The sequence below is a fragment of the Shimia sp. MMG029 genome (assembly GCF_027947445.1).
Lineage (GTDB): Bacteria > Pseudomonadota > Alphaproteobacteria > Rhodobacterales > Rhodobacteraceae > Shimia.
In genome coordinates, this window is sequence record NZ_JAQJIM010000003.1 from 348098 (window position 1) to 362234 (window position 14137).

A 14137-nucleotide genomic window follows, 5' to 3' on the forward strand; every position below is an offset into this window, starting at 1 on the left:
GTCAGCGCAAAACATGCACACAGGGGAACACCATGTCGCAAATTGAGGCCGTAATTTTTGACATCGGCAACGTCCTGATCGAATGGCAGCCAGAGAATTTCTACGACCGCACCGTCGGCGCGGCCCGTCGCAAAGCCTTCTTTGCCGACACCGAGATTCACCGCCACCATGAAGCGATTGATGCCGGTGCTTCCCTACCCGCCATGATCGACAGTCTGGTCCCGCAATACCCAGAGTATGAAGCGGAACTGCGGATGTGGAATGACAACTGGAACGATCTCGCAGCTCCCGCCATCCCCCACTCCGTCCGCCTGCTGAACGCACTCGTCGACAAAGGCGTCACCGTTTTCACGCTCACGAATTTTGGCCACGACAACTTCCCAATGTCACAGGCGGTCTATCCATTCCTCAACCGCTTTGACCGCGAATACGTCTCTGGGCGCCTCAAGCTGATCAAACCTGATCCCGCAATCTACGCTCATGTCGAGGCCGACAGCGGCATCGCGCCTGACAAGCTGCTCTTCACGGACGACCGCGCCGACAACATCGCCGCTGCCGCCGCGCGTGGCTGGCAGACCCACCTTTTTGCGCACCCACAGGGCTGGGCAGATCGCTTGGTCGCAGAGGGGCTGTTGACCGCCCAAGAGGCTGCGCAATGATTCCGTATATCTCCTTTGAAGACGGCGAAAAGCACATCGACTGGCTTGGCCTCACCGACGCGCTTGCAGCAGGTCATGCCCTCCCGCGGGCCGAAATCTCTGACAGCCTGCTCTATCGCGGGGAGGACACGCTGCTGCAACGACAGGCCTGGATTGATGGTCTTGGCATCGCGGTGAAGTCTGCAACTGTGTTTCCGGGAAACCCGGCATCAGATGTGCCCATGATCAATGGGGCCGTCACTCTGTTTGACGACACGATCGGCACATTGTCCGCACTGATCGATTTTCACCTCGTCACCAAATGGAAAACCGCTGGCGACAGCCTTCTGGCCGCCCGCCGATTGGCCCGCCCAGACAGCCGTCACATTCTCATCATCGGGGCCGGAACGGTGGGGCGCAATCTTCATGCCGCTTACAGCGCCGCATTTCCGCAGGCTGATTTCACCGTCTGGAATCGCACCAAAGCCAACGCCGAAAAAATGGCGTCTGAAATCGACGGTCTTTCTGTTGCTACAGATCTCGAAACAGCGGTGCGCAAAGCCGACATCATCACCTCGGCCACAATGACCTCAGAGCCAACACTGCGCGGAGACTGGTTGCAGCCGGGTCAACACATCGACCTAATCGGCGCCTATCGCCCCGACATGCGCGAGGCCGATGACACCACGCTCCAACGCGCGCGCCTATTTGTCGACAGCTACGAGACAACGCTTGATCACATCGGCGAGCTGAAGATCCCACTCACCGAAGCCGCAATCAAACGCGAAGACGTGCTGGCCGATTTTTATGCGCTCGACAAATTTCAGCGGCACTCCGACACAGAGATCACCCTCTTCAAGAACGGCGGAGGGGCGCATCTCGATCTGATGACCAGCCGCTACATTCTGGAGCAGTGGCAGGCCGCGCAACGCACGCTTGGGTAACCTTTCTCACCCCTCCAAATTTGGCACCTATGCAATACAGTCGCGATACCGACGCAATACCGACGTGCCAAAATTTGGTTAATTTGCCTAAGCGGCGGCCGCAACAGGCGTGCGGTTCTCGCGGATCGGCAAATGCACGATCGCGCTGAACGCGCCAACGCCGACGCCAACCCACCAAACCGCTGTGTAATCACCGTACAAGTCATACATCCGCCCGCCCAGCCAGACGCCCAGAAAGCTGCCAAGCTGATGAGAGAAAAAGACAATTCCGTACAGCGTCCCCATATAGCGCAGCCCATAGAGATGCGCGACCAGACCAGAAGTCAGAGGCACCGTCGCCAGCCACAGCGCCCCCATCACCACAGAGAAGACAATCACGCTCATTGGGGTGATCGGCATCAGAATAAACACCGCCGCCGCGATGGTGCGCCCCGTGTAAACACCTGCAAGCAAATACTTTTTTGAGTAGTGCTTGCCAGCCCAACCCGCCAGCAAAGTGCCGCCAATATTGGCCAGACCAATCAGCGAAATCGCCACCGCCCCCAACGCCGAGGTCGAGGTCACCCCCATATTGGCCAGCATACTCCCCGCCACAATCGGCCCGCACATCTCAGTGATCATCGCTGGAAAGTGCGCTGTCACAAAGGCAAGCTGATATCCGCAGCTGAAAAACCCAAGGAAAATCAATGTGTAAGACGGGTCTCGCAACGCTTTTCCGAGGATCGCCCCCATGCTCTCCTGCAGACCCGCCTTAGGCAAAACCGGCGCCCGCATCATCGGCAGCAGCGCCAGAACCCCAACAATCGCGACCGCAAAGATCAGGAAGGTTTCCTGCCAGCTCATAAAGCTTAGCATCCACTCCGCCATCGGCGCGCCAAACACCTGCCCACCAGACCCAGCCGCCGTCGCTATCGCCAAAGACATAGAGCGGTTCTCGTCCGAACTTGCCCGCCCCACAACGGCGAGAATCACACCAAACCCTGTGCCCGCGATCCCAAATCCTACAAGGACTTCATACATTTGATGCGCTTGTGGCGTGACTGCAAAAGACGATAAAACAAGCCCCGCCGCATAGGTCAAAGCTCCGATGATGACCGCCTTACGGTCGCCGATTTTCTCCGCAATTGCACCAAAAATTGGCTGCCCAATGCCCCACGCCAGATTCTGAATCGCGATCGCCAGTGAGAATTCACTGCGCAGCCAGCCAAATTCCTCAGCAATCGGTATCTGAAACACCCCAAAGCTCGCCCGAATGGCAAAGCTCACCAGAATGATGACACACCCCACAATCAAAACAGGGGTCATAAGCGGGGTTTTCTGCGGCATGGGCTTCTCCTGTTGCGCATCAAACATACTGCACATCTGAAGTAAAATGCACAATTCAGTATTTGTTTGCCCTACGATCAAAGCTTCGAATACGAGCCCACTTTTCCTTTACGCTGCAATTGGCTACACCCAACAATATGACAAGTTTGCCAGAGATTTACGCCGTCAAAGTTGCTGACGGCACCCTCACGCCTGATGACGCGCAAACCGCCGTTTTACCGGAGCTGGAGCGCATAAGAGCCGCGCTTGCAAAGCCAACGAAAAAAAGCTGGTTCCGCAAATCAGTCAGAGAACCCGTTCAAGGTCTGTATCTCTGGGGAGGTGTTGGGCGCGGCAAGTCCATGCTCATGGATCTATTTGTCGACAGCCTCTCTGTTCCTGTCCGGCGCGTTCATTTTCACGCCTTCATGCAAGAAATCCATGAGGCCATGCACCAAGCCCGGTCAAAAGGAGTCGAAGACGCGCTCCAACCTGTGGCGGCGGCGGTTGCCGAGAGCGTTCGAGTTCTGGCTTTCGATGAAATGCAGATCACCGACATCACAGATGCAATGATCGTTGGGCGCCTGTTCGAAAAGCTGTTTAACGCAGGTGTCGTGGTTGTAACGACGTCCAACCGCATCCCAGACGATCTCTACAAGAACGGTCTCAACCGCCAGTTATTCCTACCTTTTATTGCCATAATCAAAGAGCAACTGCGGGTTTGGGAGTTGGTCAGCCCAGTAGACTACCGACAAAATCGTCTGGCCGGCAATCAAGTGTATTTCGTGCAAGCAGGCACCGAAGCGCGGGCACAAATCCGGTCCATCTGGGAAGATCTTACAGGAGGAGAGGCCGAGCCCCTTATACTGACAGTCAAAAGTCGAGAGGTGACGCTGCCCGCTTTCCGAAATGGCGTCGCCCGCGCCAGTTTCTTTGATCTCTGTGGCAAAATGCTCGGGCCAGGTGATTACCTTGCCATTGCGAACGCCGTGCGGGTTCTGATCCTTGAAGACATACCGGCCCTAAGCCGCACAAACTTCAATGAAGCCAAACGTTTTGTCACCCTCATTGATGCGCTTTACGAAGCACGCGTGCGTCTCATTTGCTCTGCAGCCGCCGAGCCTGAAATGCTGTATCTGGAAGGCGAAGGCACATTCGAGTTTGAACGCACAGCATCCCGTCTCCGAGAGATGCAGGACGCAGACTGGGGAAAATAAACCGATTGCGCATCTCGGCAAAAGCCGCCATCTCTGTGTGACACCTCCAGTTACACAGCGAATTGTCACACGATGGACACTGACAGCCTGCGTCTTTTTGTTCTTGCCGCAGAAAAGCTCAACATAAGCGCAGCTGGGCGGCAGCTTGGTTTGGCCCCCGCTGTGGCAAGTGCACGCCTTGCAAAATTAGAGCACTCGTTGGGCGCAGATCTACTACACCGTTCAACACGTAAGGTGGCACTCTCTCTAGAGGGCGCTGAGTTTTTGCCCTACGCCCGCGAAATGCTTTTACAAGAGGAAGCAGGCCTTGCAGCTCTGGGACGCGGTCAGGCAACCCCAACTGGAACCCTGCGCTTCACGGCGTCCAGTACCTTTTCTCAGATCTACATTGTCCCGATACTCCACAAATTTCTTGAGCGTTTTCCGGGCATCACATTGGACCTTCGCCTTTCCGACAGTCGATTCGACCTGATCGAGGGCAGCTTTGACTTGGCGATCCGCAATTCAGCGCTGGAAGATACCAGCCTGAAGGGGCGAAAGTTGGCGGATGATCAGCGCATTCTGTGCGCTGCGCCCAGCTATCTTAAGGCACGTGGCGTGCCACAAACACCCGACGACCTTAAGTCCCATGAGCTGATCGCTTTTGCCAATCAGGACGCGCGACCGCTCTTGGGGAAAAATGGCCAGACTGCCAGCTTCGCCCCTCAAGAAGCGAAAAGCCGCATCATTCTTGACGATGGCCTGAGCCAAAAGCTTGCGACAATTGCCGGTGCGGGCATCTCCATCAACTCTATGTGGTGTGTGCATAAAGAGCTGGAATCCGGGGCTTTGGTACATGTGTTGCCGGACTACGAAATTTCAGATGGATCGGTGATCTGGCTGGTTTATCCCAAAGCCAATGCGCTTTCACCGAAAGTGCGTGTTTTCATGGATTTCTTGATTTCTGAAATCGGCCGAGCACCTGTCTGGCCCCAAAAAACGTGAAACCGCGCCCTATTAAGGGCGCGGCTGCGACACTTCCAACGAGGATGTGTTTAAATGCTTAGAACCAGCTCACTGTCTCTTCCATTGTGCGGCGGGTTTTGTCGAATTGCGGCTCATCAGCGCGATAGCCAAAAGCGAACATGACCGCAGGCTTGTAGCGTTTTGGATCGACGCCGAAATGCTCTTGCAGCACCTCGGAAGTCAGCGCCATATCAAACCCTTCAATCGGGCAGGAATCAATCCGGAGCAGCGCACCGGCTGTCATCATGTTTGCCAATACAATATAGGCCTGTTTTCCAGACCAATCTGCAATTTCACGATCCGTCTTAATGTGGTGATCGGTGTCTTGGAACTTCCCGTATGCACCGTTGAAGATCTCGATCACCTCATCTGGCAACTGCTTCACGGTCCGATAGAAGTTTTGCAGATAGTCAGAGCCTGCAGTCATTGTTTCAGCGGTGTGCGCCAGAATGATGCCAAAATGACTCGCGGTGCCCAACTGGCCCGAAGTGCCATTCATCATGCCATTTGCACCCCAGGAGAATTCGCGGAACAGTTCGCGCTTTTCCTGCGACTGAATCATCAGAATTTTAAAGGGCTCGTGACCGAAGGAGGTGGGCGACAGCCGCGCAGCTTCCAGTATCGTATCAAAGGACGCGTCATCAATTTTGCGTTCGGGATCGAACACCTTGCAGGCATGGCGAAACTTAAAGGCCTCGATGATTTCAGCCTGTGTGCGTGCGGTTTCAGTGATGTCTTTCATATCTTCTCTCCGAGAAACTGGTTGGGTTCACATAAGAGAAGGGCCGTCAGAGTATTAGCTGGCGGTACGGTAAAAGAGAATTCGTGCTGCGCATATAATTGGGTGGCATCATCGCTGGACCTGCATCGCTTGCGGCAGCCAATCATGCGACACGACCTTTCAAGGATCACGCGTGTCGCCTGCGCGAAGCATTGGAAACTCCTACGTCGCGCGCCCCAAAAAGAAACGGGCAACATCTGCTTAAGATGTTGCCCGTTCAATCTATTTAGAAGTGCGCCGACTTGGTGTCTGCAGGCACCTGAAGGGGAGGAGCGAACTTGGTCAGATCAATCCCTTCGACGGCGGCCTTATACTCTTCCAGAGTTGGCGTGCGTCCCAGAATTGCGGACAGCACCACAACTGGTGTGGACGCCAGCAAGCTTTCGCCTTTCTTCTCAGGCAAGTCACCCACCACACGACCTTGGAACAAGCGGGTCGAGGTTGCCAGAACCGTGTCACCTTTCGCGGCTTTTTCCTGGTTACCCATGCACAGGTTACAGCCAGGACGCTCAAGATAGAGAATGTTCTCATACTCAGTGCGGGCCTGGGTTTTTGGGAACATGTCATCAAAGGTGAAACCAGAATAGCGCTGCAGGATTTCCCAATCGCCCTCTTCTTTCAACTCGTCGATGATGTTGTAAGTCGGTGCAGCCACAACCAAAGGTGCGTTGAACTCGACCTTACCGTTCACCTTTTCCAGATTTTTCAGCATCTGGGCAACGATCTTCATGTCGCCTTTGTGTACCATACAGGAACCGACAAAACCCAGATCCACCTTTTTGTCCGCGTTGTAGTAAGACACTGGGCGGATTGTATCGTGGGTATAGCGTTTGGACACATCGTCGTTGTTGACGTCAGGGTCCGCGATCATTGGCTCAACGATTTCGCCCAGATCAACAACAACCTCAGCGAAGTACTTCGCATTGGCATCTGGTGTCAGCGCAGTTTTTGCGCCGGACTGGATCTCAGCAATGCGCTCATCCGCTTTGTCCAGCAGACCTTGCAGAGTGCCTGCCGCGTTTTCCATGCCTTTGTCGATCATCACCTGAATACGCGACTTTGCGAGTTCCAGCGACCCGACGAGCGTGTCGTCGTTGGAGATACAAACGGAGGCTTTCGCCTTCATTTCTGCGGTCCAGTCGGTGAAGGTGAAGGCTTGGTCAGCCAGCAGCGTACCGATGTGAACTTCGATAACGCGGCCTTGGAACACGTTGTCACCATGCTGCTTGAGCATCTGTGCCTGTGTGGCGTGAACCACATCACGGAAGTCCATGTGATCGGCCATCTGACCTTTAAAGGTCACTTTCACCGATTCAGGGATTGGCATTGCAGCCTCACCAGTCGCCAGCGCCAGAGCAACGGTTCCAGAGTCGGCACCAAAGGCCACACCTTTGGACATACGCGTGTGGCTGTCACCACCGACGATGATATCCCAGTCGTCCACTGTGATGTCATTCAACACCTTGTGGATCACGTCCGTCATGGAATGGTATTCGCCCTTAGGGTCACGCGCAGTGATCAGGCCGAAGTCATTCATGAACTTCATAAGCTTAGGGATGTTCGCTTGGGCCTTTTTGTCCCAAACAGATGCGGTGTGACAGCCGGATTGATAGCCCACATCCACTGACGGAGAAATCACGGTGGCCGCCATTGCCTCAAGTTCCTGAGCCGTCATTGGACCAGTGGTGTCTTGAGAGCCAACCACGTTCACCTTTACGCGTACGTCCGACCCAGCATGCAGCGTGGCACCTGGCGTGGTGCCCAACGCGTTGCGGTTGAAGATTTTTTCAACAGCGGTCAGACCCTGCCCTTCGACGGACACTTCCTTGGACGCGGCATAGGCGGACTTCAGTTCCTGACCAAGTGCCGCTGCTGCGAATGTCTGCAACTTCTTACCAAAGACCACGGCGTAGGAACCGCCAGCCTTCATGAACTCCACCTTTTGGGGAGTGAACGCAGCAGAAACATCTTTCAGCACATTGCCGTCAGCGTCTTGCAGAGTTCTGGTCTTGGTGTTGATGGTCAACACTGTGCCAGTCGCCACGGAATAGGCTTCTTCCAGAACCGCTTCGCCATCTTCATCGACAACGACATTGCCATCGGCGTCTGTCTTTTTGACCCAGTTATCCAGATCAATACCGATGCCGCCGGTCACACCAACAGTGGTCAGGAAGATCGGAGAAATGCCGTTTGTGCCTGCAACAACAGGGGCGATGTTGATGAACGGCACGTATGGAGATGCTTTTTTACCGGTCCACAGCGCAACATTGTTCACACCAGACATACGGGACGAACCAACACCCATGGTGCCTTTTTCAGCAATCAGCATAACGCGGGCATCAGGATGCTGCTTTTGCAGTTCTTGAATGGCAACCTGATCCTCGGGGGAACACATGCATTTGCCGTGCAGTTCGCGGTCAGCACGCGAGTGTGCCTCGGCACCTGGCGAAAGCAGGTCGGTGGAAATATCACCGATGCCAGCAATATAGGTCACCACTTTGATTTCTTCTTCAACCTCAGGCAGCTTGGTGAAGAACTCTGCTTTGGCGTAGCTCTCGAGAAGCTCCTTGGCGATCGCGTTGCCTGCTTTGTAGGCTTCTTCCAGACGGTCAGTATCCGCTTCATATAGGAAGACCTGTGTCTTCAGAACCTCTGCAGCTGGCTGTGCCACGGACGCGTCATCACCCAGCGCGAGATCGAGAAGCACGCGTACAGATGGGCCGCCCTTCATGTGAGACAAGAGTTCGAAGGCAAACTCAGCACTGATTTCTGCAACTTGTGCCGCACCAAGAATGATCTCTTTAAGGAACTCAGCCTTAACGCCTGCAGCGCTGGTTGTACCCGGCAGCGTATTATAAATGAAGAAGTTCAACGCATCTTCACGCGCATCATTTTCCGCATCCTTGATCAGATCGATCAGTTCCGCGACGAGATCTCCCGCATCGATTGGTTTGGGGCTCAAACCTTGCTCTTTGCGCGTTTCGATTTCAGCTAGGTAATCCGTATAAAGGCTCATGGCTATCCTGACGAGTAAGCGTTAGAAGAAGCGAGAGCACAGGGTGCTGAAACGAGTCAGCGCGCCCTGCAGCGCTCTTTGTATGCCGATGTATACCAAGTAAGGCTCAGTTACAAGGACCACTGAAGTCACAATATGCCTAAAACACGACCTGAACTAGGCCAATCGACCTAAAAATACGTAACCGACACTGGCTTTTCACACGCAGCTGTGAACGTGAGTGGCTGCGATTTAGGCCGTGTTGATACAGCTTTTTAGGTGATCTTATTGCGCAGATATTGTGCGCCCACATCGCGCGCGCAACTAAAACGGCATGAGGCCGCTCTATAGCCATAGCCACTCAATCACAGAAAGGATCAGAAAAACCGGCACAGAAAGACCTGTCGCAAGCAGCAAAGCTGCTGACTTTGTCCATTTGGCACTGGGCGCCATTTGACCATAAACACGGGTTTGTTTTGAAATTCTCATAACTTTATTAACCATGATTTAGGTTTCAGATGCGTTAATGCCGACATGTTTGATGCCTGCCCAGAAATGCCTTTCACGCCACTTCAGCAAAGCGATGCCTACCGCAAAGCCCTCGCTTTGACACAAACTCGCACCTCTACGCTCGAAGATGGCACGCTGATATTGCGCCGGAAACAGGCCGGGGTTTCATTGGCTATGCTGCCACGGGCCCAACTTTCCCCAGAAACCTTGCCAGATCTAATCCGCGCGGCCCGAAAGCGTCAGCACCTAGGTAAGGACATATTGATCCTAAACCCTGACACGCCGTCCAAATGGCTCGGAAAACTCGGCGCGGTACCGATTATGACGCCGCAGTACATCGCAGAGCTCTCTCTGACAGAAGATCTGCGTGCGGGTCTCAATCAAAAATGGCGGAACAGGCTGGTCTTTGCCGAGCGTCAAGGCCTTCGCATCACGCGGCAAAACATGACACAAAAGCCTGATCAATGGCTGCTGCAAAACAACCAAAAACAGCAGAGTGAACGCGGTTATACCGGCTGGTCCGACGCCCTTACCTTGGCGTATGCAAAGGCCAATACCGGCGATGCTAAGCTCTTTTCCGCTTTTGACGGGAAAACACCGGTAGCGGCCATGCTCTTCCTGAAGCATGGAAGAAGCGCCACTTACCACATCAGCTATACGACGCCCGAAGGCCGCGCTTTGTCAGCGCACAATCTACTTATGTGGCAGGCGGTGAATTGGCTGGCTTCTAAAGGTGTGACCCACTTGGATTTGGGCGGCGTATCGACGGAGCATGCACCGGGGCTGGCACGTTTCAAACTCGGGACTGGCGCTAAGTTGAGACCTCTCGGCGGAACATGGATTTGGTGGCCAGCCCTTGGCAGATGTTTGCGCCCTTTGAGCCTTCTAGATCAAAAGCTCATGCATTAGAGGCACCTGAGTTAGGCGTCCCACAGATCATCTGCGATCACAGTGTAGGGTAGCGTAGCACGAGCAAAAACTTACGAAGTTCTTCGCAGAGCGCACCGAGCACTTACCTTAAGAAATCACCTTGCAAATCGTTATGTTATAACATATTTGATTCTGCGACCCCTAGCGAACAGCCCAAAAGGTAAGGCCCTCAAGTTCTCTTGGCAGTTAAACTGAGCGTATGCAGGTGGTTGACTACCTGCAGGCATGCAACCTGCCTCACAGAACTGCGCACCCCGATAAAGAAGCGCAAACGTGCATTACCCCAGCCGGCCCCAACCCATGAGGAATTTCAATGCATGATGCGCGTCTTCCGGTAACCGTTCTGTCTGGCTTTCTTGGTGCAGGCAAAACGACCTTGCTCAATCGCGTTCTGAATAACCGCGAAGGCAGGCGCGTGGCTGTGATCGTGAATGACATGTCAGAGGTGAACATCGATGCCGACCTTGTTCGTGCAGACACGGAACTCAGCCGCACAGAAGAAACGCTCGTGGAAATGTCAAATGGCTGTATCTGCTGTACATTGCGCGACGATCTGCTCGCAGAGGTTCGCCGCCTTGCTGCGGAAAAACGTTTTGACTATCTGTTGATCGAATCCACTGGGATTGCAGAACCTCTGCCAGTCGCAGCCACCTTTGATTTTCGGGACGAATATGGCGAAAGCCTGTCTGATGTGGCGCGCCTTGATACGATGGTCACGGTCGTAGATGCGGTCAATCTCTTAAAAGATTTTTCAAGCCACGATTTCTTAAAAGACCGCGGTGAAGTCACTGGCACAGAAGACGAGCGCACCTTGGTTCATCTGCTGACAGACCAGATCGAATTTGCAGATGTGGTCGTTTTGAACAAAGTCGGCGACGCCACTCCAGAACAGCGGGACGCCGCACGTAAAATTATCCGCAGCCTAAACGCAGATGCTGAGATTATAGAAACCAACCACTCCGATGTGGCTGCAGACAAAATCTTGAACACGGGTTCATTTGATTTCGACAAAGCACATGAGCATCCAATGTGGGCCAAAGAGCTTTACGGTTTTGCTGACCATGTGCCAGAAACAGAAGAATACGGAGTTGCAAGCTTTGTCTACCGTGCACGCCAACCGTTTATTCCGGAAAAAATCCTCGCTGTCCTCAATGGTGAACTGGAAGGCGTTATTCGTGCAAAAGGCCATTTCTGGATCGCAACACGACCAGATTGGGTTGCTGAGTTTTCACTGGCTGGCGCATTGTCAAGTGTACAGCCTTTGGGAACTTGGTGGGCGGCAGTTCCACAAGAACGTTGGCCTGACCATGCTTCGGCACGCACCTATCTTGAACAGCACTGTGTCGCGCCCTGGGGCGATCGACGTCAAGAATTAGTTTTCATTGGCGCAGGCATAGATTGGCCATCACTGAAGGCACGACTGGACGCTTGCCTGGTTCCGATTGTCATGGCAGATGGCCCTGAATCCCTGCCTTTGGATTTGCCTGACCCTTTCCCCAGCTGGCGCCGGATTGAAGAGGTCGCATGACACATCGACAGGCGTGACTGTTTCAAAGTTGCAATGCGCCTCGCGCTATAAAAGCGGAGAATCTGCGGAACCTTCTCCATCACGTGGAAGGACTGCAGCCTGCTAAACCCCCATAACTTTAGCGTTATGGCGCTTTGCATCGCTGCGCCTTGCAGTGACGGGAACACAAAGTGGTAACGCAAAAGGTTGGTAGACACTGGAAAGATCACCTAAGCTTGTGTGCAGACCCAACATAAAGTCAAAAGACAACATTTCCATGGACAGAAAGATGAAGAATCACTTTCGAAAATGGCGCCACACACTCATTTTGATTGTGACGATGGCCTATTCAGCAGTGTTTTTTCCGGTTCCAGCGCATTCACATCCACACGTTTACATTGACGGTGGCGTCGATTTTGTTTTCGACGCTCAAAACCAATTATCCGCTCTAAACGTGACATGGCTCTATGATGACTTCGAAACGCTTTACATCCTCTCTTCTTACGGGATGTCATTGAATTCAGAGGGAAAACTTGATGAAAGTGACCGGCAAGAGCTTGTACGCCTCAGAAGCAAATGGCCGCTGGATTTTAGTGGTTCAGCGCACCTCACGCGCCGTGGCCTGGCAATCCCATTGGAATGGCCGACCGACTTAGATGCGCACTTGATCGATGGGCGCCTGCAGCTCACATTTCGTCGCGCACTGAAAGACGCCATTGAGCCGTCAACAGTCCCATTCGAGGTGGCGTTTTATGAATCGACATATTTCTTTGCCTTTAGGCTCACAAATCCACCAAACTTAATTGGAAACTCAGACAGCTGCACAGCGGAAATGATCCCGTTCAAGTCTGATGTTCAAAATAAGAGCCTGCAAGCAGCGCTTGCATTGCTAAATCGTGAAGAAACGCCTCTTATTCCAAATGTTGGGGCAGATTTTGCAGATCGGATCGTCGTAAAATGCGAGTAATTTTGGCGGCATGTCTTTTGAGCATCTTGGCGATCGCGGCGTTTATGGTCGCGGATACAACCGCGCTTTCTGTTTGGGCTGCTGAAGCCCAAAGAGGGTTCCAAAACCAAATGGCCACCACAATTCGTGCTTTAAAAATGGGAGAACCGGGGGCCTATGCTGCCCTGCTCAGCGCCACAGCTGCATATGGGTTTGTCCATGCACTCGGACCAGGCCACGGCAAGTATCTGGTGGGTGGCGTCGGCCTCGCGAGCGCGATCTCATCCGCCCGTCTTGTGGGCCTCGCCTTCGTGGCGAGCATCGCACAATCTCTATGGGCCATTGGCCTTGTATATGGCGGGTTTCTGCTACTGGAAACAGGCGCCCATCAAATGACCGGCTGGGCAGAAAATATCCTCGCCCCAATGAGCTATATTGCGATCTCTTGTGTTGGTCTTGCGCTTGTTTTTCGCGGTGTCAAAGCTCTGCCAAAAACAACCCATGCACACGCTGGACATCATCACAGCTCCCCCCATTCCGATGCATGCGGGTGTGGGCACGCACATGGCCCCACGCCCGAACAGGCCGCAAACATCACCTCGCTGAAAGAGGGCACACTTCTTGTTTTGTCGATCGCCATCCGCCCATGCACAGGGGCAATTTTCTTGCTTGTCATTGCTTGGCAAATGGACTTCAAATTCGCCGGAGCATTGGCTGTGGTGGTTATGGGACTGGGCACAGCCGCACTCACAGGCGTCGTAGCATTGTCGAGCACTTCGCTCAGGAGGCTCACGTTGCAAGCCTCAGGCTCGGTCACCAGCATCGCATCTGCCTTTCCTGTGTTGCAAATTATTGGTGGAACGCTGATCGTTTTGTTCAGCTTGGGTCTGCTGGGTATACGATTATAGAGCCCCCCCGGCACGCAGAGCAGCCACTCCCTGCAGCATTTTTTGGCTCAAGATTTTGTCGCGACGTTTGGCCTATCAGCCCTAAGGCTGATACGCTTCGAAGGTGTTGACTGGCCTTGTCACCTTATCGACAGAGACCGCACAACGCTTTTGGGCTTGGCCAGAATGCTCCATGGCTTCAAAAGCTGCGATCTGCTCTGCCAACTCTTCAGTTCCAATAACACCGGTGACATCTTGTTTCATGGCCAAACAAGCACCCACTGCCTCAGCCATGTCAGGAAGATTAAAGATTGGTCCACCAGTCCGTATCAGGCTTAGAGACATTTTGGTGCATTGGCTTAAGAGAACCCCGTTTTTCCCCTCTGTCGCCCCTTATGCTTCTAGTTGGTACGGCGCAACGCAAGAAGCCACCCGCAGGTGGTTCTTAAGCTATTGTAATGCTGTGTGATTT

The 14137-nt window shown here is 53.6% G+C and carries 12 protein-coding genes; 8 read left to right on the top strand and 4 right to left on the bottom strand.

Annotation, left to right across the window (positions count from 1 at the left end):
- The first annotated feature begins 32 nt into the window (after positions 1 to 32).
- Positions 33 to 659, top strand: coding sequence for an HAD family hydrolase (locus tag PJL69_RS11160; protein ID WP_271309710.1), 627 nt, complete (start codon positions 33 to 35; stop codon positions 657 to 659).
- Positions 656 to 1582: an ornithine cyclodeaminase family protein gene (locus tag PJL69_RS11165; RefSeq protein WP_271309711.1), complete on the top strand. Its 927-nt coding sequence runs from the start codon at positions 656 to 658 to the stop codon at positions 1580 to 1582. Before PJL69_RS11160 ends, PJL69_RS11165 begins: the two co-directional genes overlap by 4 nt.
- An 87-nt stretch (positions 1583 to 1669) precedes the next feature.
- On the opposite strand, the gene PJL69_RS11170 is transcribed toward PJL69_RS11165, so the two are convergent.
- The gene (locus PJL69_RS11170; RefSeq protein ID WP_271309712.1) at positions 1670 to 2908 is read right to left on the bottom strand and encodes an MFS transporter; all 1239 of its coding nucleotides are present in this window, start codon (positions 2906 to 2908) and stop codon (positions 1670 to 1672) included.
- A gap of 137 nt (positions 2909 to 3045) precedes the next feature.
- On the opposite strand from PJL69_RS11170, the gene zapE reads away from it, so the two are divergent.
- A complete protein-coding gene (gene zapE / locus PJL69_RS11175) occupies positions 3046 to 4104 on the top strand; it encodes a cell division protein ZapE (RefSeq protein ID WP_271309713.1) in 1059 nt (352 codons plus the stop codon).
- A gap of 72 nt (positions 4105 to 4176) precedes the next feature.
- Positions 4177 to 5088, top strand: a complete 912-nt coding sequence (locus PJL69_RS11180; protein ID WP_271309714.1) for a LysR family transcriptional regulator — start codon at positions 4177 to 4179, stop codon at positions 5086 to 5088.
- A 58-nt stretch (positions 5089 to 5146) separates the two neighbouring features.
- Here PJL69_RS11180 and PJL69_RS11185 read toward each other — a convergent pair whose 3' ends face one another.
- Positions 5147 to 5851, bottom strand: coding sequence for an NAD(P)H-dependent oxidoreductase (locus PJL69_RS11185; RefSeq protein WP_271309715.1), 705 nt, complete (start codon positions 5849 to 5851; stop codon positions 5147 to 5149).
- Between the two features lie 265 nt (positions 5852 to 6116).
- Positions 6117 to 8906 (bottom strand): bifunctional aconitate hydratase 2/2-methylisocitrate dehydratase, encoded by a 2790-nt coding sequence (locus PJL69_RS11190; RefSeq protein ID WP_271309716.1) that lies wholly within the window; start codon positions 8904 to 8906, stop codon positions 6117 to 6119.
- A gap of 630 nt (positions 8907 to 9536) precedes the next feature.
- Between PJL69_RS11190 and PJL69_RS11195 the strand changes: the two genes are divergently transcribed.
- The 4 genes from PJL69_RS11195 to PJL69_RS11210 all read left to right on the top strand — a co-directional run bounded on the left by PJL69_RS11195 (position 9537) and on the right by PJL69_RS11210 (position 13686).
- The gene (locus PJL69_RS11195; protein ID WP_333781875.1) at positions 9537 to 10304 is read left to right on the top strand and encodes a GNAT family N-acetyltransferase; all 768 of its coding nucleotides are present in this window, start codon (positions 9537 to 9539) and stop codon (positions 10302 to 10304) included.
- A 334-nt stretch (positions 10305 to 10638) separates the two neighbouring features.
- The gene (locus tag PJL69_RS11200) at positions 10639 to 11853 is read left to right on the top strand and encodes a GTP-binding protein (RefSeq protein ID WP_271309718.1); all 1215 of its coding nucleotides are present in this window, start codon (positions 10639 to 10641) and stop codon (positions 11851 to 11853) included.
- Between the two features lie 268 nt (positions 11854 to 12121).
- Entirely contained in the window at positions 12122 to 12799 is a 678-nt protein-coding gene (locus tag PJL69_RS11205; RefSeq protein ID WP_271309719.1) for a DUF1007 family protein, read from the top strand.
- A gap of 371 nt (positions 12800 to 13170) precedes the next feature.
- The gene (locus tag PJL69_RS11210) at positions 13171 to 13686 is read left to right on the top strand and encodes a nickel/cobalt transporter (protein WP_271309720.1); all 516 of its coding nucleotides are present in this window, start codon (positions 13171 to 13173) and stop codon (positions 13684 to 13686) included.
- An 81-nt stretch (positions 13687 to 13767) separates the two neighbouring features.
- On the opposite strand, the gene PJL69_RS11215 is transcribed toward PJL69_RS11210, so the two are convergent.
- Positions 13768 to 13929, bottom strand: a complete 162-nt coding sequence (locus tag PJL69_RS11215) for a hypothetical protein (RefSeq protein ID WP_271309721.1) — start codon at positions 13927 to 13929, stop codon at positions 13768 to 13770.
- Between the last annotated feature and the right edge of the window lie 208 nt (positions 13930 to 14137).

Coding starts and splice junctions, on each gene's coding strand:
- zapE (WP_271309713.1), top strand. CDS start 3,046: ATGACAAGTTTGCCAGAGATTTACGCCGTCAAAGTTGCTGACGGCACC.
- PJL69_RS11210 (WP_271309720.1), top strand. CDS start 13,171: ATGACCGGCTGGGCAGAAAATATCCTCGCCCCAATGAGCTATATTGCG.
- PJL69_RS11215 (WP_271309721.1), bottom strand. CDS start 13,929: ATGAAACAAGATGTCACCGGTGTTATTGGAACTGAAGAGTTGGCAGAG.
- PJL69_RS11170 (WP_271309712.1), bottom strand. CDS start 2,908: ATGCCGCAGAAAACCCCGCTTATGACCCCTGTTTTGATTGTGGGGTGT.
- PJL69_RS11200 (WP_271309718.1), top strand. CDS start 10,639: ATGCATGATGCGCGTCTTCCGGTAACCGTTCTGTCTGGCTTTCTTGGT.
- PJL69_RS11165 (WP_271309711.1), top strand. CDS start 656: ATGATTCCGTATATCTCCTTTGAAGACGGCGAAAAGCACATCGACTGG.
- PJL69_RS11205 (WP_271309719.1), top strand. CDS start 12,122: ATGAAGAATCACTTTCGAAAATGGCGCCACACACTCATTTTGATTGTG.
- PJL69_RS11160 (WP_271309710.1), top strand. CDS start 33: ATGTCGCAAATTGAGGCCGTAATTTTTGACATCGGCAACGTCCTGATC.
- PJL69_RS11180 (WP_271309714.1), top strand. CDS start 4,177: ATGGACACTGACAGCCTGCGTCTTTTTGTTCTTGCCGCAGAAAAGCTC.
- PJL69_RS11185 (WP_271309715.1), bottom strand. CDS start 5,851: ATGAAAGACATCACTGAAACCGCACGCACACAGGCTGAAATCATCGAG.
- PJL69_RS11190 (WP_271309716.1), bottom strand. CDS start 8,906: ATGAGCCTTTATACGGATTACCTAGCTGAAATCGAAACGCGCAAAGAG.